Annotated in this window: 35 protein-coding genes; 33 read left to right on the top strand and 2 right to left on the bottom strand. The window is 68.9% G+C overall.

From position 1 onward, the window contains the following. Nucleotides 1-265 precede the first annotated feature (265 nt). From BKA00_RS24080 to BKA00_RS23925, 32 genes are all read left to right on the top strand, one after another. The gene (locus tag BKA00_RS24080) at nt 266-865 is read left to right on the top strand and encodes an EamA family transporter (RefSeq protein ID WP_185028486.1); all 600 of its coding nucleotides are present in this window, start codon (nt 266-268) and stop codon (nt 863-865) included. Nucleotides 866-876: 11 nt separating this feature from the next. Then, the gene (locus BKA00_RS24075) at nt 877-1,857 is read left to right on the top strand and encodes an aldo/keto reductase (protein ID WP_185028484.1); all 981 of its coding nucleotides are present in this window, start codon (nt 877-879) and stop codon (nt 1,855-1,857) included. A 242-nt stretch (nt 1,858-2,099) separates the two neighbouring features. Continuing rightward, nucleotides 2,100-3,632 (top strand): hypothetical protein, encoded by a 1,533-nt coding sequence (locus BKA00_RS24070; RefSeq protein WP_185035389.1) that lies wholly within the window; start codon nt 2,100-2,102, stop codon nt 3,630-3,632. A 589-nt stretch (nt 3,633-4,221) separates the two neighbouring features. Further along, the gene (rpsL, locus tag BKA00_RS24065) at nt 4,222-4,596 is read left to right on the top strand and encodes a 30S ribosomal protein S12 (protein ID WP_021597495.1); all 375 of its coding nucleotides are present in this window, start codon (nt 4,222-4,224) and stop codon (nt 4,594-4,596) included. Beyond that, entirely contained in the window at nt 4,596-5,066 is a 471-nt protein-coding gene (gene rpsG / locus BKA00_RS24060; protein WP_179845939.1) for a 30S ribosomal protein S7, read from the top strand. Before rpsL ends, rpsG begins: the two co-directional genes overlap by 1 nt. Nucleotides 5,067-5,109: 43 nt before the next feature. Further along, nucleotides 5,110-7,221 carry an elongation factor G gene (gene fusA / locus BKA00_RS24055; RefSeq protein WP_185028482.1) on the top strand — a complete coding sequence of 704 codons (2,112 nt, stop codon included), beginning with the start codon at nt 5,110-5,112 and terminating at the stop codon, nt 7,219-7,221. 82 nt (nt 7,222-7,303) lie between these two features. After that, a complete protein-coding gene (tuf, locus tag BKA00_RS24050; RefSeq protein ID WP_185028480.1) occupies nt 7,304-8,497 on the top strand; it encodes an elongation factor Tu in 1,194 nt (397 codons plus the stop codon). A 107-nt stretch (nt 8,498-8,604) separates the two neighbouring features. Then, nucleotides 8,605-8,913, top strand: a complete 309-nt coding sequence (gene rpsJ, locus BKA00_RS24045; RefSeq protein ID WP_018657599.1) for a 30S ribosomal protein S10 — start codon at nt 8,605-8,607, stop codon at nt 8,911-8,913. A gap of 15 nt (nt 8,914-8,928) precedes the next feature. Further along, the gene (gene rplC / locus BKA00_RS24040; protein ID WP_179845942.1) at nt 8,929-9,579 is read left to right on the top strand and encodes a 50S ribosomal protein L3; all 651 of its coding nucleotides are present in this window, start codon (nt 8,929-8,931) and stop codon (nt 9,577-9,579) included. Beyond that, complete coding sequence (gene rplD / locus BKA00_RS24035) at nt 9,576-10,178, top strand: 50S ribosomal protein L4 (protein WP_185028478.1); 603 nt, start codon at nt 9,576-9,578, stop codon at nt 10,176-10,178. The genes rplC and rplD overlap by 4 nt, the downstream gene beginning before the upstream one ends. A 12-nt stretch (nt 10,179-10,190) precedes the next feature. Further along, nucleotides 10,191-10,490, top strand: a complete 300-nt coding sequence (rplW, locus tag BKA00_RS24030) for a 50S ribosomal protein L23 (protein WP_173394922.1) — start codon at nt 10,191-10,193, stop codon at nt 10,488-10,490. Nucleotides 10,491-10,535: 45 nt separating this feature from the next. Then, on the top strand, nt 10,536-11,369 hold the full coding sequence (gene rplB, locus BKA00_RS24025; protein ID WP_141580631.1) for a 50S ribosomal protein L2: 834 nt from the start codon (nt 10,536-10,538) through the stop codon (nt 11,367-11,369). A gap of 12 nt (nt 11,370-11,381) precedes the next feature. Then, on the top strand, nt 11,382-11,663 hold the full coding sequence (gene rpsS, locus BKA00_RS24020) for a 30S ribosomal protein S19 (RefSeq protein ID WP_089314946.1): 282 nt from the start codon (nt 11,382-11,384) through the stop codon (nt 11,661-11,663). A 40-nt stretch (nt 11,664-11,703) separates the two neighbouring features. After that, a complete protein-coding gene (rplV, locus tag BKA00_RS24015; protein WP_179845945.1) occupies nt 11,704-12,087 on the top strand; it encodes a 50S ribosomal protein L22 in 384 nt (127 codons plus the stop codon). Beyond that, nucleotides 12,087-12,947: a 30S ribosomal protein S3 gene (gene rpsC / locus BKA00_RS24010; RefSeq protein ID WP_185028476.1), complete on the top strand. Its 861-nt coding sequence runs from the start codon at nt 12,087-12,089 to the stop codon at nt 12,945-12,947. Before rplV ends, rpsC begins: the two co-directional genes overlap by 1 nt. Before the next feature lie 7 nt (nt 12,948-12,954). Continuing rightward, nucleotides 12,955-13,374, top strand: coding sequence for a 50S ribosomal protein L16 (gene rplP, locus BKA00_RS24005; RefSeq protein WP_089314943.1), 420 nt, complete (start codon nt 12,955-12,957; stop codon nt 13,372-13,374). Nucleotides 13,375-13,450: 76 nt separating this feature from the next. Continuing rightward, complete coding sequence (rpmC, locus tag BKA00_RS24000; protein ID WP_185028474.1) at nt 13,451-13,690, top strand: 50S ribosomal protein L29; 240 nt, start codon at nt 13,451-13,453, stop codon at nt 13,688-13,690. After that, nucleotides 13,687-13,959, top strand: coding sequence for a 30S ribosomal protein S17 (gene rpsQ, locus BKA00_RS23995; protein WP_179845947.1), 273 nt, complete (start codon nt 13,687-13,689; stop codon nt 13,957-13,959). The genes rpmC and rpsQ overlap by 4 nt, the downstream gene beginning before the upstream one ends. Before the next feature lie 110 nt (nt 13,960-14,069). After that, nucleotides 14,070-14,438 (top strand): 50S ribosomal protein L14, encoded by a 369-nt coding sequence (gene rplN / locus BKA00_RS23990; protein WP_021596728.1) that lies wholly within the window; start codon nt 14,070-14,072, stop codon nt 14,436-14,438. Further along, nucleotides 14,438-14,746 (top strand): 50S ribosomal protein L24, encoded by a 309-nt coding sequence (gene rplX / locus BKA00_RS23985; RefSeq protein WP_141580642.1) that lies wholly within the window; start codon nt 14,438-14,440, stop codon nt 14,744-14,746. Before rplN ends, rplX begins: the two co-directional genes overlap by 1 nt. A 5-nt stretch (nt 14,747-14,751) precedes the next feature. Next, nucleotides 14,752-15,327: a 50S ribosomal protein L5 gene (rplE, locus tag BKA00_RS23980; protein WP_185028472.1), complete on the top strand. Its 576-nt coding sequence runs from the start codon at nt 14,752-14,754 to the stop codon at nt 15,325-15,327. Between the two features lie 2 nt (nt 15,328-15,329). Next, entirely contained in the window at nt 15,330-15,515 is a 186-nt protein-coding gene (locus BKA00_RS23975; protein WP_018657585.1) for a type Z 30S ribosomal protein S14, read from the top strand. A 146-nt stretch (nt 15,516-15,661) separates the two neighbouring features. After that, complete coding sequence (rpsH, locus tag BKA00_RS23970) at nt 15,662-16,060, top strand: 30S ribosomal protein S8 (protein ID WP_089314938.1); 399 nt, start codon at nt 15,662-15,664, stop codon at nt 16,058-16,060. A gap of 16 nt (nt 16,061-16,076) precedes the next feature. Continuing rightward, nucleotides 16,077-16,613: a 50S ribosomal protein L6 gene (gene rplF / locus BKA00_RS23965; protein WP_185028470.1), complete on the top strand. Its 537-nt coding sequence runs from the start codon at nt 16,077-16,079 to the stop codon at nt 16,611-16,613. A 2-nt stretch (nt 16,614-16,615) separates the two neighbouring features. Then, the gene (gene rplR / locus BKA00_RS23960; RefSeq protein WP_173394929.1) at nt 16,616-17,002 is read left to right on the top strand and encodes a 50S ribosomal protein L18; all 387 of its coding nucleotides are present in this window, start codon (nt 16,616-16,618) and stop codon (nt 17,000-17,002) included. A gap of 34 nt (nt 17,003-17,036) precedes the next feature. Continuing rightward, the gene (gene rpsE / locus BKA00_RS23955) at nt 17,037-17,657 is read left to right on the top strand and encodes a 30S ribosomal protein S5 (protein ID WP_372505490.1); all 621 of its coding nucleotides are present in this window, start codon (nt 17,037-17,039) and stop codon (nt 17,655-17,657) included. Beyond that, the gene (gene rpmD / locus BKA00_RS23950; RefSeq protein WP_179837680.1) at nt 17,654-17,836 is read left to right on the top strand and encodes a 50S ribosomal protein L30; all 183 of its coding nucleotides are present in this window, start codon (nt 17,654-17,656) and stop codon (nt 17,834-17,836) included. The genes rpsE and rpmD overlap by 4 nt, the downstream gene beginning before the upstream one ends. Before the next feature lies 1 nt (nt 17,837). After that, the gene (rplO, locus tag BKA00_RS23945) at nt 17,838-18,323 is read left to right on the top strand and encodes a 50S ribosomal protein L15 (RefSeq protein ID WP_185028468.1); all 486 of its coding nucleotides are present in this window, start codon (nt 17,838-17,840) and stop codon (nt 18,321-18,323) included. Nucleotides 18,324-18,551: 228 nt separating this feature from the next. After that, entirely contained in the window at nt 18,552-19,847 is a 1,296-nt protein-coding gene (gene secY / locus BKA00_RS23940) for a preprotein translocase subunit SecY (protein WP_185034711.1), read from the top strand. Beyond that, complete coding sequence (locus BKA00_RS23935; protein WP_185028466.1) at nt 19,847-20,497, top strand: adenylate kinase; 651 nt, start codon at nt 19,847-19,849, stop codon at nt 20,495-20,497. The genes secY and BKA00_RS23935 overlap by 1 nt, the downstream gene beginning before the upstream one ends. 144 nt (nt 20,498-20,641) lie before the next feature. Beyond that, nucleotides 20,642-21,466, top strand: a complete 825-nt coding sequence (gene map / locus BKA00_RS23930; RefSeq protein ID WP_185028464.1) for a type I methionyl aminopeptidase — start codon at nt 20,642-20,644, stop codon at nt 21,464-21,466. Between the two features lie 30 nt (nt 21,467-21,496). Continuing rightward, nucleotides 21,497-21,943, top strand: coding sequence for a DUF1707 SHOCT-like domain-containing protein (locus BKA00_RS23925; protein WP_185028462.1), 447 nt, complete (start codon nt 21,497-21,499; stop codon nt 21,941-21,943). 39 nt (nt 21,944-21,982) lie between these two features. Here the strand turns inward: BKA00_RS23925 and BKA00_RS23920 are convergent, their stop codons facing one another. Both BKA00_RS23920 and BKA00_RS23915 read right to left on the bottom strand, forming a co-directional pair. Beyond that, nucleotides 21,983-22,798 carry a phosphodiesterase gene (locus BKA00_RS23920; protein ID WP_185028459.1) on the bottom strand — a complete coding sequence of 272 codons (816 nt, stop codon included), beginning with the start codon at nt 22,796-22,798 and terminating at the stop codon, nt 21,983-21,985. Between the two features lie 214 nt (nt 22,799-23,012). Further along, nucleotides 23,013-23,624 carry a hypothetical protein gene (locus tag BKA00_RS23915; protein WP_185028457.1) on the bottom strand — a complete coding sequence of 204 codons (612 nt, stop codon included), beginning with the start codon at nt 23,622-23,624 and terminating at the stop codon, nt 23,013-23,015. Nucleotides 23,625-23,884: 260 nt separating this feature from the next. Between BKA00_RS23915 and infA the strand changes: the two genes are divergently transcribed. Then, on the top strand, nt 23,885-24,106 hold the full coding sequence (infA, locus tag BKA00_RS23910; RefSeq protein ID WP_034519601.1) for a translation initiation factor IF-1: 222 nt from the start codon (nt 23,885-23,887) through the stop codon (nt 24,104-24,106). Nucleotides 24,107-24,168 lie beyond the last annotated feature (62 nt).

Genomic DNA, 24,168 nt, shown 5'->3' with positions numbered 1-24,168 from the left:
TCACCAGGTCGTCATCACTCCGGTGACGTCCCCCCACCAGGTGGCCCTTCGCGCGAGCGAGGGGCCACTCTGCCGCGCGCTCACCTCTCCACCGGGACCCTGGCGGCCGGCGGGTCGGCGAGGTGATCTCGCCGCCGGTGATCTGCTCCGGCGACCGGGCGTCACGGCCCGATGGCCGAGCCGGCGTCAAGCGAGGGGCAGCGGGCGCCGGGGGACCGGGGACGACTGGAGGACAGTCCTGCTGTGGGGCGTTGTGCTCGCGGCGATGAACGCGTCCTTCTATTTGGCGATCGCACGATTGCCCCTGGCGACGGTGGCGGCGATCGAGTTCCTGCCCGTCATCCTCCTGGCCGCTCTAGGGGTGAGGACAGGACGCAACATCGTCGCGCTCGGCGCGGCCGTCGGAGGCGTGTACGTCCTGACGGAGGTGCGGATCGAAGGAGAGCCGCTCGGGTTCGTCTTCGCGTTCGCCAACGCCGCACTGTTCGCGGTGTACATCGTCGTCGCCCACAAGGCCGCGCGGTCCGACGCCGGGGGCATCGACGGGTTGGCGATGGCGATGGTGGCCGCGAGCGTGGTCGTCCTTCCCATCGGCGGCGTGCAGGCCGTGCCGGTCCTGGGCGATCCCGTCGCGCTCGCCGCGGGGATCGGCGTCGGGGTCTCCTCGTCCGTCATCCCGTACGTGTGCGACCAACTCGCGATGGCGCGTCTCGGCCGCGCCACCTACGCGCTGATGGTGTCGCTGCTCCCGGCGACCGCGGCCGTGACCGGGCTCGTGGTGCTGCGGCAGGTGCCCGCGCCGGTGGAGATGGCCGGGGTCGGGTTGGTGATCGCCGGGGTGGCGGTGCACCGTGGAGAACGTTGAGAGGAGAGGTCATGGAACAGGTGAGGCTCGGAAAGACCGGTATGAAGGTCTCGCGGATCTGCCTCGGCATGATGAGCTACGGCGACCCGGCGGTGCGGCCCTGGGCGCTGGACGAGGCCGCGGCGGAGCCGATCGTCCGGCGGGCCGTGGAGGGCGGCGTCACGTTTTTCGACACCGCCGACGTGTACTCGATGGGCGTCAGCGAGCGGATGACTGGACGGCTCCTGCCGAAGTTCTTCTCCCGCAGGGACGACTACGTGCTGGCGACCAAGGTGTGCCTCCCCGTGGGAGACGGCCCGAACGACCAGGGGCTGTCGCGCAAGCACATCATGGCGGGCATCGACGACTCCCTCACGCGTCTCGGCACCGACTACGTCGACCTGTACCAGATCCATCGCTGGGACTACGGGACGCCGATCGAAGAGACCATGGAGACCCTGCACGACGTTGTCAAGGCGGGCAAGGCCCGCTACATCGGGGCGTCCAGCATGTTCGCCTGGCAGTTCGCCAAGGCGCAGCACGTCGCCGACAAGCACGGCTGGACGAGATTCGTGGCCATGCAGAATCACTACAACCTTGTCTACAGAGAAGAGGAGCGGGAGATGATTCCGCTCTGCCTCGACCAGGGGGTGGGCGTCATCCCCTGGAGCCCGCTCGCGCGGGGGATGCTCGCGGGCAACCGGGAGAGGGGCGGCGAGCGCAAGACCGTCCGGTCCCAGAACGACTCCTACGGCGACAGCCTGTACGAGGACTCGGACTTCGACGTCGTGGACGCCGTTCGCGGGGTCGCGGCGGAGCGGGGCGTCCCGGCGGCGCAGGCGGCCCTCGCGTGGCTGCTCACCAGGCCGGGGGTGACCGCGCCGATCGTGGGAGCGACGAAGCTCACTCACATGGACGACGCGATCGCCGCGGCGGACCTCCGGCTGGAGGACGCGGAGATCGACCGGATGCAGGCCCCGTACCGGCCCCACCGGGTCATCGGGCATTCCTGACGTTTCTGGCGGAGGACGCCTCCGGGGCGGAACGCTCCGGAGGCGTCCCGCGTCTATCAGGGGTGGTGATTTGCGATACCACCGGCGATCGGGGCAGGCTGGTGGCGAGAACGCCCACGCATGGCAAGCCCGCCAGGTGGGGACATGGGTGACAAGGTTCGGAGGCCGCGTTATGCGCCGCGCGTCTCCGGACTTCCGGGAGCTGAGGAGCCCCGGGACGACGGCGCTGAAGGAGCCCGACGATGACCGAGAACGACGGCACGCAGGGACCGCAGCGCCCGATGCCTGAGGACGAGGGACACCCCGGCCCGCCGGAGGGCCAGGAGCCCCCCGCCCGGCCGCTGGGTGACCGCACCGTGGTGTTCGGTGCTCCGCAGTTGGGCGGCCGGCCCCCGGCACAGCCGGCGCAGCCCCGCGACGAGGAGCGGCAGGCGCCGCCCCCGCCGCCTCCCACGATGGTCGAACAGCCGATGCAGCAGTTCGGCGAGCAGCCCCCGCCCCCGCCTTCCTATGGCGCCCCGCAGGACCAGCAGCCGCAGTACGGGCAGCCGCCCGCCGGGCAGATGCCCTACGGCACGCCTCCCGGGCCGGGCGGATTCCAGCCCCCGCAGGAGCAGCAGCCCCAGTACGGGCAGCCGCAGTACGGGCAGCAGCCCGAGCAGGCCCCGTACGGCCAGCAGCCTGAGCAGCAGTACGGGCAGCAGCCTCCGCAGCAGCAGTCCGGGTACCCGCAGCAGCCGATGCACGGCGCGCCCCAGGACCAGCAGCCGCAGTACGGCCAGCCCCAGTACGGCGAGCAGGCGCCGCGGCCCGCGCAGCCGCAGGAGGGCGGGATGGAGCGGACGCTGATCGTCCCGGGTCCGGCCGGCGGAGCGCCCGAGCAGCCTCAGCGCCCCGTGGTGGACGACCAGGCGACGCTCCACTGGTCGCCCGGCACCGACATCCCGGTGGCCACCGGCCCCGAGCGCAGGCAGGAGCCCCCGGCCGAGCCGTGGCAGGCCCCGACGCCGCCGTCGACGCCCGAGCCGTGGTCGCCGGAGTCGTCCCAGCCCGGCGGGCAGCAGGGGCAGGCCGACCACGAGCGGACGATGATGGTCCCGCCGCCCGACGCCGGCTACGGCGCCGGGTCCCAGCAGACCGGTCCCTCCGTGGACGACCTGTACCGTCCGCCCGGCGAGGGCAATGTGGAGGACGCGCGCCCGACCGAGGCGTTCGACCCGTCCGCCGCCTCCCAGGGGCGCCACGCGGGCGAACCCCAGGGACGGCACGCCGCCGAGTCCTCCGGCATGTCCGAGCACACCCGGCTTGACATCGGCCAGCAGCAGTGGGGGCAGCAGCAGGCGCAGCAGCCGGGCTACGGCCAGCAGCAGTACGGGCAGCCCGAGCAGCAGCAGGGATTCGGCCAGGGCGGCGAGCAGCAGGGCTACGGCCAGCAGCAGTTCGGCGAGCAGGGCCAGGGGCAGGGCCAGCAGTACGGCCAGCAGCAGTACGGGCAGCAGCAGGGCTACGGCGAACAGCAGGGCTACGGTCAGCAGCAGTACGGCCAGCCCGGTGGCGAGCAGCAGCAGGGCCAGCAGTTCGGACAGCAGCAGTACGGCCAGCAGCAGGGGCAGCACGGCCAGCCTCAGCAGTACGGTCAGCAGGCGCAGTACGGCCAGCCGTCCACCTACGGCGGCGAAGAGGGCAAGGGCAACAAGAACACGCTCCTGCTGGTCGGCGGCGCCGTCGCGGCCGTAGTGATCATCGTCGTACTGGTGGTCGCCTTCGTCCTGTAGGACGCGAAACGCCCAGAACGCAAGACGGCCGGGGACGCAAAAGCTGCTCCACGACTTCCCCAAAAGTGGGATCGTGGGTCACAATGCAGCAGAGGCGCCCCGGCCGTCGACGGCCCGGGCCCCCGCGATCGCGTGCGAAGCCGGGTTCGAGACCGCGAGAACCTGATCGCGCAGCCAGCCGCCAGGCGAGCCGAAGCGATGCGGCGATCGCCGCAGTACCCGGCGATGGAGGGCCGCCAGGCCCGAGGAGGAGCGCGCCGCGACAGGCGCGGCCCTTCTCGCTTTGCACTTTGGCGGAGTGGTCGGTAACCTCTTCACTTGTGCCCGCTGTGCGCGGGCCGCTATGCGTGCGTGTCGGCGAGGCCGGTTTGGCCGGCCCCAGCGCGCCGCATCTACTCCCCGGCTTGATTCGGCCCAGTTAGGGCCGGGCGGTCTGTGTCGGTTTCGCGCGGTTGTATTTCCGTGGGGCGGCGACACGCCCGACCGCGTGGGTCGGAGAGGTCGGGAAACCGGCAGGTCACAGCCTCACCTGAGGTGGTGATTGCAGCAATAGGACTTACCGGCTCGGTACGAGGAAGACGGAGACGCGGTGCCCACGATCCAGCAGCTGGTCCGCAAGGGCCGCCAGGACAAGGTGACCAAGAACAAGACGCCCGCGCTCAAGGGCAGCCCCCAGCGCCGGGGCGTCTGCACGCGCGTCTACACCACGACGCCAAAGAAGCCGAACTCCGCGCTCCGGAAGGTCGCCCGTGTCCGGCTGACCAGCGGGATCGAGGTCACGGCCTACATCCCCGGCGTCGGCCACAACCTGCAGGAGCACTCGATCGTGCTCGTGCGCGGCGGCCGTGTGAAGGACCTCCCCGGCGTTCGGTACAAGATCATCCGCGGTTCCCTCGACACCCAGGGCGTCCGGAACCGCAAGCAAGGGCGCAGCCACTACGGCGCGAAGAAGGAGAAGAGCTGATGCCGCGCAAGGGCCCCGCTGGCAAGCGCCAGCTGATCGCTGACCCGGTGTACAACTCGCCGCTGGTCACCGCGCTCATCAACAAGGTTCTGCTGGACGGCAAGCGCTCCATCGCGCAGAGCATCGTGTACGACGCCCTGGAGGGCGCCCGCGAGAAGACCGGCAACGACCCGGTCGTCACGCTCAAGCGCGCGCTCGACAACGTCAAGCCCACCCTGGAGGTGCGCAGCCGCCGCGTCGGTGGCGCGACCTACCAGGTCCCCGTCGAGGTGCGGCCGGCTCGCAGCACCACCCTCGCGCTGCGCTGGCTGGTGCTCTACGCCCGGCAGCGGCGTGAGAAGACCATGATGGAGCGGCTGATGAACGAGCTGCTCGACGCGAGCAACGGCCTCGGCGCGTCTGTCAAGAAGCGCGAGGACACGCACAAGATGGCGGAGTCCAACAAGGCCTTCGCCCACTACCGCTGGTAATCCCGGCGGATCTGCAACGACGAGAGACGACGCGAGGACGGCAGTGGCTACCAAAACCGGTGTAGACCTGGCCAAGGTCCGCAACATCGGGATCATGGCCCATATCGACGCGGGCAAGACCACCACGACCGAGCGCATCCTGTACTACACGGGGATGAGCTACAAGATCGGCGAGGTGCACGACGGCGCCGCCACCATGGACTGGATGGAGCAGGAGCAGGAGCGGGGGATCACCATCACCTCCGCCGCCACCACCTGCGAATGGCCGGTCGACGACGTCAAGCACACGATCAACATCATCGACACCCCCGGCCACGTCGACTTCACCATCGAGGTGGAGCGCAACCTGCGGGTGCTCGACGGTGCGGTGGCGGTGTTCGACGGGGTCGCCGGCGTGGAGCCCCAGTCCGAGACGGTGTGGCGCCAGGCCGACCGGTACGGCGTGCCGCGCATGTGCTTCGTCAACAAGCTCGACCGGGTCGGCGCGGAGTTCCACCGCTGCGTCGACATGATCGAGAACCGGCTCAGCGCGACGCCGCTGGTGCTGCAGCTGCCGATCGGCGCCGAGTCCGACTTCAAGGGCGTCGTCGACCTCGTCCGGATGAAGGCCCTCGTGTGGAACGAGGAGGCCAAGCTCGGCGAGATGTACGACACCGTCGACATCCCCGAGTCGCACGCCGAGACGGCCCGCGAGTGGCACGACAAGCTCGTCGAGACCCTCGCGGAGAACGACGACGAGATCATGGAGCTGTACCTGGAGGGCAACGAGCCCACCGTGGAGCAGCTGCACGACGGCATCCGGCGCGCGACGATCGCCGCGAAGCTCACCCCGGTGACCTGCGGCACGGCCTTCAAGAACAAGGGCGTGCAGCCGCTGCTGGACGCGATCGTCCGCTACCTGCCCTCGCCGCTGGACGTGGAGGCCATCGAAGGCCACGCCGTGCGCGACGAGGAGAAGGTCCTCATCCGCAAGCCGAGCGAGGACGAGCCGTTCTCCGCGCTCGCGTTCAAGATCGCGAGCGACCCGCACCTGGGCAAGCTCACCTTCGTGCGCGTCTACTCCGGTGTCCTGGAGTCCGGCGCGAGCGTGATGAACTCCGTCAAGGAGCGCAAGGAGCGCATCGGCAAGATCTACCGGATGCACGCCAACAAGCGCACCGAGATCGAGCGCGCGGGCGCCGGCGACATCGTCGCGGTGATGGGTCTCAAGCAGACCACCACCGGTGAGACGCTGTCCGACGACAAGAACCCGATCGTGCTGGAGTCGATGAACTTCCCGGCGCCGGTCATCCACGTCGCGATCGAGCCGAAGACCAAGGCCGACCAGCAGAAGCTGGGCACCGCGATCCAGCGGCTGGCCGAGGAGGACCCCTCCTTCCAGGTCCGGACCGAGGAGGACACCGGCCAGACCGTCATCTCGGGCATGGGCGAGCTCCACCTGGAGATCCTCGTCGACCGGATGAAGCGGGAGTTCAAGGTCGACGCCAACGTCGGCAAGCCGCAGGTGGCCTACCGCGAGACGATCACCCGCAAGGTCGAGAAGGTCGAGTACACCCACAAGAAGCAGACGGGTGGCTCGGGCCAGTTCGGCCGCGTGATCATCGACCTGGAGCCGCTCGGCGGCGGGTCCGACGGCTACGAGTTCGAGAACAAGGTCACCGGTGGCCGCATCCCGCGGGAGTACATCCCGTCGGTCGACACGGGCTGCCAGGAGGCCGCTGAGTTCGGGGTCCTCGCCGGCTACCCGATGGTGGGCGTCAAGGTCACCCTGCGGGACGGCGCCTACCACGAGGTCGACTCCTCGGAGATGGCGTTCAAGGTCGCCGGTTCCATGGCGTTCAAGGAGGCCGCCCGCAAGGCGTCCCCCACGCTGCTGGAGCCGATGATGTCCGTCGAGGTCACCACGCCCGAGGACAACATGGGCGACGTGATCGGCGACCTCAACAGCCGTCGCGGTCAGGTCCAGTCCATGGACGAGCGGCATGGCATGCGCGTCATCAAGGCGCTCGTGCCTCTGTCCGAGATGTTCGGCTACGTGGGTGATCTGCGCAGCAAGACCCAGGGCCGGGCTGTCTTCACCATGCAGTTCGACTCCTACGCCGAGGTTCCGGGGAACGTCGCGCAGGAGATCATCGCCAAGGCGCGGGGCGAGTAAGCACCCGGGCCTGCCCACAGATCACCAGGACGTAAACGAAGCGGTCGTCTAGGCGGCCGAGGATCGCAACAAGGAGCAACCAGTGGCGAAGGCCAAGTTCGAGCGGACGAAGCCGCACGTGAACATCGGCACCATTGGACACATCGACCACGGTAAGACCACCCTTACCGCGGCGATCACCAAGGTGCTCCACGACAAGTACCCGGACCTCAACCCCTTCACGCCGTTCGAGGACATCGACAAGGCGCCGGAGGAGCGCGAGCGCGGCATCACGATCTCGATCGCGCACGTCGAGTACCAGACCGAGGCCCGGCACTACGCGCACGTGGACTGCCCGGGGCACGCGGACTACATCAAGAACATGATCACCGGTGCGGCGCAGATGGACGGCGCCATCCTGGTGGTCGCCGCCACCGACGGCCCGATGCCGCAGACCAAGGAGCACGTGCTCCTGGCCCGCCAGGTCGGCGTCCCCTACATCGTCGTCGCCCTGAACAAGTGCGACATGGTGGACGACGAGGAGATCCTGGAGCTCGTCGAGCTCGAGGTCCGCGAGCTGCTGTCGGAGTACGAGTTCCCGGGCGACGACGTCCCGGTCGTGCGCGTCTCCGCCTTCCAGGCGCTGCAGGGCGACGAGAAGTGGGCCGCGTCGATCGGCGAGCTGATGGACGCCGTCGACGAGAACGTGCCGGAGCCGGTGCGTGACACCGAGAAGCCGTTCCTGATGCCGATCGAGGACGTCTTCTCGATCACCGGCCGCGGCACCGTCGTGACCGGCCGCATCGAGCGCGGTGTCGTCAACGTCAACGAGACCGTCGACATCATCGGCATCAAGCCGGAGTCCACCTCGACCACCGTCACCGGCGTCGAGATGTTCCGCAAGCTGCTCGACCAGGGCCAGGCGGGCGACAACGTCGGCCTGCTCCTGCGCGGCATCAAGCGCGAGGACGTCGAGCGCGGCCAGTGTGTCATCAAGCCGGGCACGAACACCCCGCACACCGAGTTCGAGGCGCAGGTCTACATCCTGTCCAAGGACGAGGGCGGCCGGCACACGCCGTTCTTCAACAACTACCGCCCGCAGTTCTACTTCCGGACCACGGACGTCACCGGCGTGGTGAACCTCCCCGAGGGCACCGAGATGGTCATGCCGGGCGACAACACCGAGATGCGCGTCGACCTGATCCAGCCCGTCGCCATGGAGGAGGGCCTGAAGTTCGCCATCCGCGAGGGTGGCCGGACGGTCGGCGCCGGTCGCGTCACCAAGGTCATCAAGTAGCACCTCTCGTCACGCGGCGGCCCGGTCGACGGGCAACCCGAACCGGGCCGCCGCGTCACGACCACTGAAGTAACAGCGGCACTACAGCAAAGGACACCGAGGCCACCATGGCGGGACAGAAGATCCGCATCCGGCTCAAGGCCTACGACCACGAGGTCATCGACACCTCCGCGAAGAAGATCGTTGAGACGGTGACGCGGACGGGCGCCAAGGTCGCGGGCCCGGTGCCGCTGCCGACCGAGAAGAACGTGTACTGCGTCATCCGCTCGCCGCACAAGTACAAGGACAGCCGCGAGCACTTCGAGATGCGCACGCACAAGCGGTTGATCGACATCATCGACCCGACGCCCAAGACGGTCGACTCGCTGATGCGACTCGACCTTCCGGCCGGCGTTGACATCGAGATCAAGCTCTAAGGGACGCACCGAGAGATGAGTACGCAGAGGAAGGGCGTCCTGGGCGAGAAGCTCGGCATGACCCAGGTCTTCGACGATGAGGGCCGGATCGTTCCGGTGACCGTCGTCCAGGCCGGGCCGTGTGTCGTCACCCAGCTCAAGAGCCAGGAGAAGGACGGCTACACCGCCGTCCAGATCGGGTTCGGGCAGATCGACCCGCGCAAGGTGAACAAGCCGAGCACGGGTCACTTCGAGAAGGCCGGCGTCACGCCGCGCCGCTACCTCGTCGAACTGCGGGCAGACGACACCACCGAGTTCGAACTCGGCCAGGAGATCACCGCCAGCGTCTTCGAGGCCGGCCAGAAGATCGACGTTACCGGCACGAGCAAGGGCAAGGGCACCGCCGGTGTCATGAAGCGCCACGGCTTCAAGGGCCTCGGCGCCTCGCACGGCACCCAGCGCAAGCACCGCTCGCCGGGTTCGATCGGCGGCTGCGCGACCCCGGGTCGCGTCTTCAAGGGCCTCCGCATGGCGGGACGGCACGGCAACGCCCGTACCACCGTGCAGAACCTGACCGTCCACGCCATCGACGCGGAGAAGAACCTGCTGCTCATCAAGGGCGCGGTTCCCGGTCCCAACGGCGGCGTGGTGCTGGTCCGCGACGCAGTGAAGGGAGCGGGCAAGTGACTTCGAAGCTCGACATCGATCTGCCCGCCGAGGTCTTCGACGCGAAGACCAGCGTGCCGCTGATCCACCAGGTCGTGGTGGCGCAGCTGGCCGCGGCGCGCCAGGGCACGCACGCCACCAAGACCCGGGGCGAGGTCTCCGGCGGTGGCAAGAAGCCGTACCGGCAGAAGGGCACCGGCCGCGCCCGCCAGGGCTCGACCCGCGCGCCCCAGTTCGCCGGCGGCGGCGTCGTGCACGGCCCGCAGCCGCGGGACTACTCGCAGCGGACGCCCAAGAAGATGAAGGCCGCCGCGCTGCGCGGCGCCCTGTCCGACCGCGCCCGGTTCGGCCGGGTGCACGTGGTCGACAACCTCGTCGAGGGCGACACCCCGAAGACGAAGACGGCGCTGAAGGCGCTGCGCGACGTCACCGGCGCCAAGCGCGTCCTGCTGGTCCTGGACCGCGAGGACGACGTGACCTGGAAGAGCCTGCGCAACGAGCCGAGCGTGCACGTGATCGTCTCCGACCAGCTCAACACGTACGACGTGCTGGTGAACGACGACGTCGTCTTCACGAAGACGGCGTACGACGAGTTCGTCTCGCGCGCGAAGAAGAAGTGAGGAGGGTCGCACATGAACAAGATCGCTGACCCCCGCGACATCATCATCGCGCCGGTCGTCTCGGAGAAGAGCTACGGGCTGCTGGACGAGAACAAGTACACGTTCGTCGTCCGCCCGGACGCCAACAAGACCCAGATCAAGCAGGCGGTCGAGTCGGTGTTCGGCGTCAAGGTGACGAGCGTGAACACGATCAACCGGCAGGGCAAGCGCAAGCGCACCCGGTTCGGCTACGGCAAGCGCAAGGACACCAAGCGCGCCATCGTCAGCCTGGCCGAGGGCGAGCGGATCGACATCTTCGGCGGCCCGGCCTAGACAGGCCAGGTCGTCCCGAAGACTGACAAGGGATGAACGAAAAAGATGGGCATCCGTAATTACAAGCCGACGACTCCGGGTCGTCGCGGGTCCAGCGTGGCCGACTTCGTCGAGGTCACGCGCCGCGAGCCCGAGAAGTCGCTGCTGCGTCCGCTCCCCAAGAAGGGCGGCCGCAACAACCACGGCCGCATCACGACCCGGCACCAGGGCGGCGGGCACAAGCGCGCCTACCGCGTGATCGACTTCCGCCGGCACGACAAGGACGGCGTCCCGGCCAAGGTCGCGCACATCGAGTACGACCCGAACCGCACCGCGCGTATCGCGCTGCTGCACTACGCGGACGGCGAGAAGCGCTACATCCTCGCCCCGCGCGGCCTGCGGCAGAACGACCGCGTGGAGAACGGGCCGGGCGCGGACATCAAGCCGGGCAACTGCCTTCCGCTGCGCAACATCCCGACCGGTACGGTCGTGCACGCCATCGAGCTCCGCCCCGGCGGCGGCGCCAAGATCGCCCGCAGTGCGGGCGCCGGCGTCCAGCTGCTGGCCAAGGAGGGCAAGTACGCCACGCTGCGCATGCCCTCCGGCGAGATGCGGATGGTGGACGTGCGCTGCCGCGCGACGGTCGGCGAGGTCGGCAACGCCGAGCAGTCGAACATCAACTGGGGCAAGGCCGGCCGCATGCGGTGGAAGGGCAAGCGCCCGACCGTCCGCGGCGTGGCCATGAACCCGATCGACCACCCGCACGGTGGTGGTGAGGGCAAGACCTCCGGTGGCCGGCACCCGGTGAACCCGGCCGGTAAGAAGGAAGGCCGCACTCGCCAGGCGAACAAGTCGAGCGACCGGCTGATCGTCCGTCGTCGCAGCAAGAAGAAGCGGTAGGAGTCGCTCGTCATGCCACGTAGCCTGAAGAAGGGCCCGTTCGTGGACGACCACCTCATCAAGAAGGTGGACGTGCAGAACGAGAAGGGCACCAAGAACGTCATCAAGACGTGGTCGCGGCGCTCCATGATCGTGCCGGACATGATCGGTCACACGATCGCCGTGCACGACGGCCGCAAGCACGTCCCGGTGTTCATCACCGACTCGATGGTGGGACACAAGCTCGGCGAGTTCGCGCCGACGCGCACGTTCCGCAGCCACGTCAAGGAAGACCGCCGCAGCCGCCGAGGCTGAGCAGGCAGAGCAGTTAGCACGTAGGAGAGAGGGAACAGCGATGGAAGCCAGGGCCCAGGCGCGGTTCATCCGCGTCACGCCCAGGAAGGCCCGCCGCGTGGTGGACCTCATCCGCGGCCTGCCTGCCGCGGAGGCTCAGGCGGTGCTGCGGTTCGCCCCCCAGGCAGCGAGTGAGCCGGTGGGCAAGGTGCTGGCGAGTGCCATCGCCAACGCCGAGCACAACTTCAAGCTCGACTCGGGGACGCTCGTCGTCAGTCGCGCGTGGGTGGACGAGGGGCCGACGCTCAAGCGTTTCCGCCCTCGCGCCCAGGGCCGGGCTTACCGCATCAACAAGCGCACGAGCCACATCACCGTGGTCGTGGAGTCGCGAGACGACGCGGTCGCCGCGTCCGGCGGCGGTAAGAAGACGAGGAGGGCCCGGTAGTGGGTCAGAAGATCAACCCGCACGGGTTCCGGCTCGGCATCACCACCGACCACAAGTCCGTGTGGTTCGCCGACAAGCTCTACAAGGACTACGTCAAGGAAGACGTCCAGATCCGGCGCATGCTGCAGAAGGGCATGGACCGGGCGGGCATCTCCAAGGTGGAGATCGAGCGGACCCGTGACCGCGTCGAGGTCAACATCCACACCGCCCGGCCGGGCATCGTCATCGGCCGTCGCGGCGCGGAGGCCGAGCGACTGCGCGGCGACCTGGAGAAGCTGACCGGCAAGCAGGTCCGGCTGAACATCCTCGAGGTCAAGAACCCCGAGATCGACGCGCAGCTCGTCGCGCAGGGCGTGGCCGAGCAGCTGTCCAGCCGCGTCGCGTTCCGCCGCGCCATGCGCAAGGCGATCCAGTCCGCGATGAAGTCCGGCGCCAAGGGCATCAAGGTCCAGTGCGGCGGCCGTCTCGGCGGCGCCGAGATGTCGCGGTCGGAGTTCTACCGCGAGGGCCAGGTCCCGCTGCACACGCTGCGCGCCGACATCGACTACGGGTTCTACGAGGCCCGGACGACGTTCGGCCGCATCGGCGTCAAGGTGTGGATCTACAAGGGCGAGGCCGCGCAGACGCGCGCCGAGCGCGAGCAGCAGGCCGCGCAGCAGCGCGCCGCGGGCGGCGGCGGTGGCCGCGAGCGCCGCGGTGAGCGTCGCGGCGGTGGCGGCGGCGGTGGCGGCCGCGGCGGTCGTGGCGGCCGCGGCGGTGCCGGTGGCGGCGGCGGCCGTGGCGGCGAGCAGAAGCAGCAGCAGGGTTCCGAGCAGCCGGCGCCGACCGCCGAGGCTGCTCCGCAGGGTGAGGGGAGCTGAGTAACCGATGCTGATCCCTCGCAAGGTCAAGCACCGCAAGCAGCACCACCCGAAGCGCCGCGGCATGGCCAAGGGCGGCACGAGGGTGACGTTCGGCGAGTACGGCATCCAGGCCGTCGAGAGCGCGTACGTGACCAACCGGCAGATCGAGGCCGCGCGTATCGCCATGACCCGCCACATCAAGCGCGGCGGCAAGGTCTGGATCAACATCTTCCCGGACCGTCCGCTGACCAAGAAGCCCGCCGAGACCCGCATGGGCTCCGGCAAGGGCTCCGTGGAGTGGTGGGTGGCGAACGTCAAGCCGGGCCGCGTGCTGTTCGAGATCTCCTACCCGAACGAGCAGGTCGCTCGGGAGGCGCTCACCCGCGCGATCCACAAGCTGCCCATGAAGTGCAAGATCGTCAAGCGGGAAGTCGGTGAGAGCTGATGTACAAGCCTCACAAGCTGCCCATGCTGTGCTCATTGACCTGCAAGATCGTTAAGCGAGAGGTGGGTGAGTCCTGATGGCCAAGGGTCTTACCGCCGACGACCTGCGGACCGAGCCCGAGGACGTCCTGGTCACCAAGCTCAGGGAGGCCAAGGAGGAGCTGTTCAACCTCCGCTTCCAGGCCGCCACCGGCCAGCTTGAGAGCCACGGGCGGCTGCGCACCGTCAAGCGCGAGATCGCCCGCATCTACACCGTGATGCGTGAGCGCGAGCTCGGCATCGTGACGGTCGAGGACGCCGCGGAGGGCAACGAATGACCGAGCAGACGACCGAGCAGCGGAGCAGCCGCAAGATCCTTGAGGGTCTCGTGGTCAGCGACAAGATGGACAAGACCGTGGTCGTGTCCGTCGAGGACCGCGTGAAGCACCCCAAGTACCACAAGGTGATCCGCCGCACGAAGAACTACAAGGCGCACGACGAGGCCAACGAGTGCGGCGTCGGCGACCGCGTCCGTCTCATGGAGACCCGCCCGCTGTCGGCCACCAAGCGGTGGCGCGTGGTGGAGATCCTCGAGAAGGCCAAGTAGGGCCTCGGGCCCGCGGGACGCAGTCCCGCTATTGACCACAGTCTGGTTCCACCAGGCTCGGCGCCCGCGAAGGGGGCGCCGAGAACCGGTGTGACGAACAGGAGTTAGACGTGATCCAGCAGGAGTCGCGACTCAAGGTCGCCGACAACACGGGTGCGAAGGAGATCCTTTGCATCCGCGTTCTCGGCGGCTCGGGTCGGCGCTACGCGGGAGTCGGCGACATCATCGTCGCGACGGTGAAGGACGCCCTTCCCGGTGCCGGCGTGAAGAAGGGTGACGTCGTCAAGGCGGTCGTCGTGCGCACCCGCAAGGAGCGCCGGCGCCCGGACGGCTCCTACATCCGCTTCGACGAGAACGCCGCCGTCCTCATCAAGGACGGCGGCGACCCCCGCGGCACCCGTATCTTCGGCCCGGTGGGCCGCGAACTGCGCGAGAAGAAGTTCATGCGCATCATCTCGCTCGCGCCGGAGGTGCTCTGATGAAGATCCGTAAGGGCGACGAGGTCATCGTCATCGCCGGCAAGGACAAGGGCGCGACGGGCAAGGTCCTGCGCGTCATCCCCCGCGAGGAGCGGGTCGTCGTCGAGGGCGTCAACCTCATCACCAAGAACATCAAGGCCGACCAGCAGCGTGCCGGCAAGGAGAGCGGTCGCGTCACGGTCGAGGCGCCGCTGCACGTCAGCAACGTCGCGATCGTCGAGGACGGCAAGCCGGCCCGGGTCGGTTACCGCACCAACGACGACGGCACGAAGGTTCGGATCTCGCGCCGTAGCGGTAAGGAGATCTGAGACCGATGACCGAGACCGTTACCGAGCGTCCCGTGCCGACGCCGAGGCTGAAGCTGCGCTACCGCGAGGAGATCGCGGGCCAGATGCGCGAGCAGTTCGGCTACGCCAACGTCATGCAGATCCCCTCGCTGACCAAGATCGTGGTCAACATGGGGGTCGGTGACGCGGCCAAGGACGCCAAGCTGATCGAGGGCGCCATCCGCGACCTGGCGGCGATCACCGGGCAGAAGCCCGCGGTGAACCGGGCCCGCAAGTCCATCGCGCAGTTCAAGCTGCGCGAGGGCATGCCGATCGGCGCGCACGCCACGCTGCGCGGCGACCGGATGTGGGAGTTCCTGGACCGCCTGCTCGCCACGGCGCTGCCCCGTATCCGCGACTTCCGCGGGCTGTCGCCGAAGCAGTTCGACGGCAACGGCAACTACACCTTCGGGCTGACCGAGCAGGTCATGTTCCACGAGGTCGACCCCGACAAGATCGACCGCTCGCGGGGCATGGACATCACGGTCGTGACGTCCGCGAAGACCGACGACGAGGGCCGGGCGCTGCTCAAGCTCCTGGGCTTCCCCTTCAAGGAGAGCTGAGCATGGCGAAGAAGTCGCTGATCGCCAAGGCGGCGCGGAAGCCGAAGTTCGGCGTGCGCGCGTACACTCGGTGCTCGCGCTGCGGGCGTCCGCGCTCCGTCTACCGGAAGTTCGGCCTGTGCCGCGTGTGCTTCCGGGAGATGGCCCACCGCGGCGAGCTGCCTGGCATCACGAAGTCCAGCTGGTGACCGCGTCCCCGGAGCGCGGCTCCGGGGGCGGCGGGAGCCGGCCTGTAATGACCAACCGGGCGCCTGAGAGGGCGCCCACGACCGCGCCAAAGGTCCACGGGCCGCATCAACCCGAGGAAACCGTGGCGAGGGAGGGCCAGTAGGCCATGACGATGACCGACCCGATCGCAGACATGCTGACGCGTCTGCGCAACGCGAATTCGGCATACCACGACTCGGTGGCAATGCCGTACTCGAAGATCAAGGCGCACATCGCCGAGATCCTCCAGCAGGAGGGCTACATCTCGGGCTGGACCGTGGAGGACGCCGAGGTCGGCAAGAAGCTCCTGATCGAGCTGAAGTTCGGCCCGACCCGCGAGCGTTCGATCGCCGGCATCAAGCGCGTCTCGAAGCCGGGTCTGCGTGTGTACGCGAAGAAGGACAACCTGCCGAAGGTCCTGGGCGGGCTGGGCGTCGCGATCATCTCGACGTCCTCGGGCCTGATGACGGACCGTCAGGCCGGCAAGCGCGGAGTGGGCGGGGAAGTCCTCGCCTACGTCTGGTGAGGGGAGGGCACTTCTAATGTCTCGTATCGGACGTCTCCCCATCAGCGTGCCGAGCGGTGTCGAGGTCAAGCTCGAAGGCCGCGAGGTCACCGTCAAGGGCCCGAAGGGCACGCTCTCGCACATCGTCGCCGACCCCATCGAGGTCAAGCAGGAGGACGGCCAGCTCGTCGTCTCCCGGCCCAACGACGTCAACAAGGTGCGCGGCCTGCACGGGCTCACCCGGACGCTGATCAACAACATGGTCGTCGGTGTCACCGACGGCTACAAGAAGACCCTGGTCATCCAGGGCGTCGGCTACCGGGTGGTGGCCAAGGGCAAGAACGTGGAGTTCTCGCTCGGCTACAGCCACCCGATCCCGTTCGAGGCGCCGGAGGGCATCACCTTCACGGTGGAGAAGCCGACGCAGCTCGTCGTCGAGGGCATCGACAAGCAGCTCGTCGGTGAGATCGCCGCCCGCATCCGCAAGCTGCGCAAGCCCGACCCGTACAAGGGCAAGGGCGTGCGCTACGAGGGCGAGCAGATCCGCCGCAAGGTCGGAAAGGCTGGTAAGTAGTCATGGCAGGCACCAAGACCCTGGCCGGCAAGGCCACGAGCGGTCGCCAGCTTGCTCGCAAGCGCCGGCACCTGCGGGTCCGCAAGAAGGTCGTGGGCACCGCCGCGCGGCCGCGCCTGGTCGTGACCCGCTCCAGCCGTCACGTGTTCGTCCAGGTCATCGACGACGACAAGGGCCACACGCTGGCCAGCGCGTCGACGATGGAGGCGGACCTGCGCGCCGACTCCGGCGACAAGACGGCCAAGTCCCGCAAGGTCGGCGAGCTCGTCGCCGAGCGGGCCAAGCAGGCCGGCGTCCACGCGGTCGTGTTCGACCGCGGCGGCAACAAGTACCACGGTCGCATCGCCGCTGTCGCGGACGGTGCGCGTGAGGGGGGCCTGGAGCTCTGATGGCCCTTTACAAGGTGAACGAGAGGAACCACTGATGGCAGCGCAGAGGCGTGGTGGCGGTCAGGGTGGCGACCGTCGCGACCGCCGCGACGACCGCCGCGGTGGCGCCGACAAGGGCCAGTCGTACATCGAGAAGGTCGTGGCGATCAACCGTGTCGCCAAGGTCGTCAAGGGCGGGCGTCGCTTCAGCTTCACCGCCCTGGTGATCGTCGGTGACGGCAACGGCACCGTCGGCGTCGGCTACGGCAAGGCCAAGGAGGTGCCCGCGGCGATCGCCAAGGGCGTCGAGGAGGCCAAGAAGCACTTCTTCAAGGTGCCGCGGATCCAGGGCACCATCCCGCACCTGGTGCAGGCGCGCGACGCGGCGGGCGAAGTCCTGCTCCGTCCGGCCAGCCCCGGTACCGGCGTCATCGCCGGCGGCCCGGTGCGCGCGGTCCTGGAGTGCGCCGGCATCCACGACGTGCTGAGCAAGTCGCTGGGCAGCGACAACGCGATCAACATCGTGCACGCCACGATCGCGGGTCTGAAGTCGCTGAAGCGTCCCGAGGAGATCGCGGCCAAGCGCGGCCTGCCGATCGAGGACGTCGCCCCGGCGGCCATGCTGCGCGCGCGTGCCGCGGGCAGCGAGCCGAGGGCGGAGGTCGCGTCGTCGTGAGCAACCTGAAGATCACGCAGACCAAGTCCGTGATCAGCGAGAAGCAGAACCAGCGTGACACGCTGCGCACCCTGGGCCTGAAGAAGATCGGGCAGAGCGTGGTCCGCGAGGACCGCCCCGAGGTGCTCGGCATGATCCGGACGGTGGCGCACCTGGTCGCCGTCGAGGAGGTCGACTGACATGGCGGCTGATCTCGGTAAGGACTCCTCCGCGGAGACCGAGGGCGCCCCGCTGAAGGTGCACGACCTGCGTCCGGCCCCCGGCGCCAACAAGGCCAAGACCCGCAAGGGCCGCGGCGAGGCGTCCAAGGGCAAGACCGCCGGTCGCGGCACCAAGGGCACCAAGGCCCGCAGCACCGTCCCCGTCGGTTTCGAGGGCGGCCAGATGCCCCTGATCCGCCGGGTTCCGAAGCTCAAGGGCTTCAAGAACCCGAACCGGGTCGAGTTCCAGGTCGTGAACCTGGACAAGCTCTCCGCGCTCTACCCCGAGGGCGGCGAGGTCACGGCTGAGGACCTGGCGGCCAAGGGCGCGGTGCGCCGCGGCCGTCCGGTCAAGATCCTCGGTACGGGCGACATCTCCGTCGCGGTCCAGGTGAAGGCGCACGCCTTCTCCGGCGCCGCGAAGGAGAAGATCGCCGCGGCCGGCGGATCCGCCGACGAGCTGTAAGAAGGACACCTTGATGCCGGGGCCGTGCCCGCATGAGGCCCGGGGCCGTGAGGCCACCGGGTCCGGCGGGGCGGCCCCGGTGTCATCTGCTGTTAGAGTCACACGAGCGAAGGTACTCCGCGTGAGATTGCGCACTCTGCCGTCACACCGGGTATTCTCCGCCCGAACTCATGGATCTGAAACCGCCCCCTCGGCGGCCATGAACCCGCCAGTCGCGCAGGAGGAATGGTGCTGACCGCGTTCGCTCGGGCTTTCCGTACGCCTGACCTGCGTAAGAAAATCTTTTTCACGTTGTTCATGATCGTGGTGTTCAGGATCGGCTCGATCCTGCCGACGCCCAACGTGAACGTGAAGGTGCTGAAGGAGACCGCGGACGCGGCCAAGGGCAGCAACCAGCTCTACGGGCTGGTCGACCTGTTCAGCGGCGGCGCGCTGCTGAAGCTGTCGGTCTTCGCGCTCGGCATCATGCCGTACATCACGGCCAGCATCATCTTGCAGCTGCTGACGGTGGTGATCCCTCGACTGGAGGCCCTGAAGAAGGAGGGCCAGGCCGGTACGACGAAGATCACCCAGTACACCCGGTACCTGACGGTCGGGCTGGCGATCCTGCAGGCGACCGGCATCGTCGCGATGGCGAGCACGGGTCAGTTGTTCCAGGGCATCTCCGGTAGCGGCGACATCCTGTACGACAAGGGTATCTTCCCGATCATCACGATGGTGATCATTATGGTGGCGGGCACGACCGTCATCATGTGGCTGGGCGAGCTCGTCACCGACCGCGGCGTCGGCAACGGCATGTCCATCCTGATCTTCACCCAGGTGGTGGCGGTCTTCCCCGCCCAGTTCTGGAGCATCTACAAGACCAAGAACGGGTTCGTCTTCGCGGTCGTGGTCCTGGTGGGTCTGGCGATCATGGCCGGGGTGGTGTTCGTCGAGCAGGCGCAGCGGCGCATCCCCGTCCAGTACGCCAAGCGGATGGTCGGGCGCCGCATGTACGGCGGCACGTCGACCTACATTCCGCTGAAGGTCAACCAGGCCGGCATCATCCCGATCATCTTCGCGTCCTCGCTGCTCTACCTGCCGGTTCTGGCCACCCAGTTGTGGCCCGAGACCAAGTGGCTGCAAAAGGTGCAGCCCTATCTCCAGCAGGACAACGCCTGGCACATGGGGATCTTCTTCGTCTTCATCATCTTCTTCACGTACTTCTATGTGGCGATCACCTTCAACCCCACTGAAGTCGCCGACAACATGAAGAAGTATGGTGGATTCATCCCAGGTATCCGTCCTGGTCGGCCGACCGCCGAGTACCTCGACTTCGTGCTGACCCGGATCACCACACCCGGTGCGCTCTACCTGGGGCTCGTGTCCCTCATCCCGATGGTGGCCTTCGCACTCATGAAGGCGAGCTCGGACTTCCCGTTCGGCGGCACGAGCATCCTCATCGTCGTCGGCGTCGGACTGGATACCGTGAAGCAGATCGAGAGTCAGCTCCAGCAGCGCAACTACGAGGGCTTCCTCCGGTAGTGCGTATCGTCCTGGTGGGCCCCCCGGGTGCGGGCAAGGGGACGCAGGCCCAGTTCATCGCATCTCACCTGTCGGTCCCGAAGATCTCGACAGGTGACATCTTCCGCGCGAACGTCAGCGGCGGGACGCCGCTCGGCCGGCAGGCCAAGCAGTACATGGACCGGGGCGACCTCGTCCCCGACGAGGTCACGATCGCGATGGTCCGCGACCGGCTCGGCGAGGACGACGCCCGCGACGGCTTCCTGCTGGACGGGTTTCCGCGCAACGTCCCGCAGGCCGAGACGCTGAAGAAGATCCTCGCCGAGTGGGACACCCGCCTCGACATCGTGCTGGAACTCGTCGTCGACGAGGACGAGGTCGTCCGGCGGCTGTCGGGCCGGCGCACCTGCGACAAGTGCGGCCGGATCTGGCACGTCGACTTCGACGACAAGCAGGACGACATCTGCGACGACTGCGGCGGTCGCCTGTTCCAGCGGGACGACGACAAGGAAGAGGTCGTCATGCACCGCCTGGAGGTGTACCGGCACGACACGGCGCCGCTGGTGCAGTTCTACGCCGACGAGAACATCCTCGTCGGCATCGACGCGACGGGGCCGGTCGAAGAGGTCACCAAGCGCGCCCTCACCGCGCTGCGCCCACTGGAGAAGTGACGCGCCCGCCGGAGAGGTGACGGGTCCGCCGGAGCGGCGGGTCCACTGGAGATGTGACGGCCCGCCCTGAGGCGGGAGGCGCGGACGCGGGTGATCCCGCGTCCGCGCGGTCGTTTCGGCGCGAGGACCGGTGCAAGGGGAGAGATGTTCAAACGGCGCAGGCTCACGATCCAGATGAAGACCGCGGAGCAGGTCGAGTTGATGCGCGCGGCGGGGCTGCTCGTCGGCCGGACGCTGGAACTGCTGCGCGAGGCCGTGAGGCCCGGCATGAGCACCCTGGACCTGGACACGCTCGCCGAGCGGCACATCCGCGACAACGGCGGGATTCCGTCGTTCAAGGGCTACCACGGCTTCACCGGGACGATCTGCGCGTCGGTCAACGAGGAGATCGTGCACGGCATCCCGCGGGCGGACAAGATCCTGCGCGAGGGCGACGTGCTGTCCATCGACTGCGGCGCGATCGTGGAGGGCTGGCACGGCGACGCGGCGATCACGGTCCCGGTGGGGGAGATCACCGACGAGGAGCGGCGGCTGCTGGAGGTGGCGGAGGAGTCCCTGTGGCGCGGCCTCGCGGCCGGGCGCGCCGGTGCCCGCCTCACGGACATCTCCCATGCGATCGAGTCCCACATCCGCTCTCAGGGGCCCTACGGCATCGTCGAGGGCTACGGCGGGCACGGCATCGGGACCGAGATGCACATGGACCCGCTGATCCCCAACCACGGGGCGCCCGGGCACGGGCCCGTCCTGGAGCCGGGCATGTGCTTCGCGGTGGAGCCGATGGTGAACCTCGGCACGAAGGAGACCGCCGAGCTCGACGACGGCTGGACGGTCGTGACGACCGACGGGCGCTCCTCGGCGCACTTCGAGCACACGTTCGCGGTCACCGCGGACGGCCCCCGCGTCCTGACGGCGCTCGACGAGGGACGGGACCGGTTCGCGAACCTCGCATCCGCGCCGCAGAATGGATAGTGAGGACAGGTCCTGAGGAGCGGAGGAGCGATGGCGCCGAACCCTGAGATCCGGGCGTCGGACGCCGACCGCGACCGTGTGGCGGCGAGCCTGCGCGAGCACTGCGCGGAGGGCCGGATCACGATGGACGAGCTGCAGGAGCGGCTGGACGCGGTCTACGGCGCCAAGACGCTCGGGCAGCTCCAGGAGGTCACGTCCGACCTGCCGGAGGAGGACCTCTACCAGCTCCCGGTCCCCGCTGCGCAGAGCAAGGGCACCGCGTCGCCGGCACGGCGGCCGTCCGGCGACGTCGAACCGCAGCGGATGCTGGCGATGTGGGGCGCCTGGGCGACGGTCAGCGCGATCAACCTGACGGTGTGGCTGATCATCCTGGTGACGTCGGGCGCGGTCTACCCGTGGTGGGTCTGGGTGGCGGGCCCGTGGGGCGCCGTCCTGCTGGCGCGCACGATCTTCGGCGGGCGCCAGGGCGACCGCTGACGCCCGGGCCGGCAGGGGCCGACGCGTGGCCCCGCGGGGTCACTCCACGTCCATCAGGGGCCGGTAGTTCCCGGTCGGGGCGAAGTGGGTGGTGGCGGTGCCGTCCTCGCCGACGAGGTGCAGGGCGAACCCGGCGGGCTCCCCGGTGACGGCGGCGCGGCCCCGCTGGGTGAGGTCGAGGAACAGCTGCCGGTAGGTGCTCGGGCAGGTGGTGCAGACCCGTCCCGCCAGCGATCCGACCGTCGCCCGGTGCGCGTGCCCGGAGATCACCCGCACGACCTGCGGGTGCCGGGAGATCACGGACGCGAACCCGGCGGGGTCGACGAACCTCAGGTCGTCGATGAACCGCATGCCGATCGGGTACGGCGGGTGGTGGGTGGCGATGACGGTCGGGACGCCGGGCGCGGCGCTCAGCGTCTCCTCCAGCCAGGCGAGCCTCTCCTCGCTCATGTGCCCGTGGGGGTGGCCGTCGACGGTGGTGTCGCAGCAGACCAGGCGCACGCCGGCCACGTCGACGGCGTACTGGACGGGTGCCCCGGGCCCGGTGCCCGTCGCCGCGACCGCGGGGTGGTCGGCGAATATCCGGCGCATCTCGTCGCGGTCGTCGTGGTTGCCGCACATCGGGTGGACGGCCATCGGCAGCGGTGACAGCAGCGCGTGCAGCCGGGCGTACTCGGAGGGCAGGCCGCGGTCGGCGAGATCCCCGGTGAGGACGACGGCGTCGGGCCGCGCGGGAAGCGACAGCAGGCTCGACACGGCGGCCCGCAGCGCGCGGACCGGCCCCGAGTCGTCGTCCATCCCGCCGCCGCGTCCGGCCGCCAGATGGATGTCGCTCAGCTGCGCGATGATCGCCATCGATCCCCTCCCCGTCGCCCCCAGCACATCACGGAACCCCGCGTCCGGGCAGCCCTGGGCGGCGGGCGCCGGGACGATCTTCGCGTCCGGATGCCGGGACTGTCGACTCGCCCCCCGGGGCGGAGTCCGGGCGCGCCCGGAATGACGTCCGCCTGTGCTCGGGGGCGCGCTCTCGGGCGGCGCGCTCGGGCGACATGGGCCGGGCGGCGTGCGCTCAGGCGACGTGGGGGATGACCAGGGACAGGGCCGAGGTGACGTCCTCCGGGGCGGGGGCGATGTCGGGGACGACGTCGCGCAGGGCGAGCCAGCCGTTGATGGCCTGGACGGTCGGCTTGGCCTCGATGAGCTGGGGGTCGTCCAGCCCGTACCAGGCGGCGACCTTGGACCACCGCCACAGCCGGTGACCGGCGGTGGACATCTCCGAGGAGGGGAACCCGGTGGCGCCGCGCGCCCCCGTGATCGCGTGCCGGACCGAGTCCAGGGACCGGCCGACCCGCTCGGCGATGTCGCGGATGGTCAGCAGCGGGTCGGCCTCCACCTGCAGGACGTGCAGGCCGGGCGCGCTCTCCTCGACGTGCCCGACCACCTCCATGATCGCTGCGGCGAGGGTGGCGCCGGGCCAGGTGCACGAGGCGTTTCCGCGGCGGTCCGCGGAGCGGAGCTCGTCGTCCGGATGGCGGTGGGCGGGGGCTGGAGGACGGTCGGCGTGCTGCGGCTCGCTGATGATCGACACGGTGACCGCGCCGTGGGTGCGGTCGAACAGCGGGTCGAGCTCGTCCTCGTAGAGGGGACGGCTGAGGATCAGCGCGAAGTCATAGCTCGGCATGCTGACCCTCCTCGTACGTCGCTCTCCTGGAAAGGTACAACGCGCAGGCGATGTATGCTTGACTCGGGAGCAGTCTCCGGACACGTATCATGCGTCGATTTCGCATTGGACGGCCGGTTGACGTAGACTCCCTTGTCGGTCCGTCGATGGCCGCTCGATTCCCCTTCCCGGCGCATCAGCGCCGCGGTGCGGGTCGCGGCCGATTCTCCTCTGGAGAGCCGGGCCGCGTCCAATGAGCCGATCAGCGAAGCGCGGAGGACATGCCCAAGAAAGAAGGGGCCATCGAGATCGAGGGCACCGTCATCGAGTCGCTGCCGAACGCCATGTTCAAGGTGGAGCTCGACAACGGGCACAAGGTGCTCGCCCACATCAGCGGCAAGATGCGGATGCACTACATCCGAATCCTGCCGGACGACCGCGTTGTTGTGGAGCTGAGCCCCTACGACCTCACGCGCGGTCGGATCGTCTACCGCTACAAGTAAATCCCACTGGGGTTGCCTTCCCCGTGCGTGGCGGCGCGGGGGTGACCCTTATCTCTAGGAGA

It is taken from the genome of Actinomadura coerulea (assembly GCF_014208105.1).
GTDB classification, from domain to species: domain Bacteria; phylum Actinomycetota; class Actinomycetes; order Streptosporangiales; family Streptosporangiaceae; genus Spirillospora; species Spirillospora coerulea.
The sequence above is the reverse complement of the archived record's forward strand: the minus strand, read 5'-3'. Positions and strand labels throughout refer to the sequence as shown.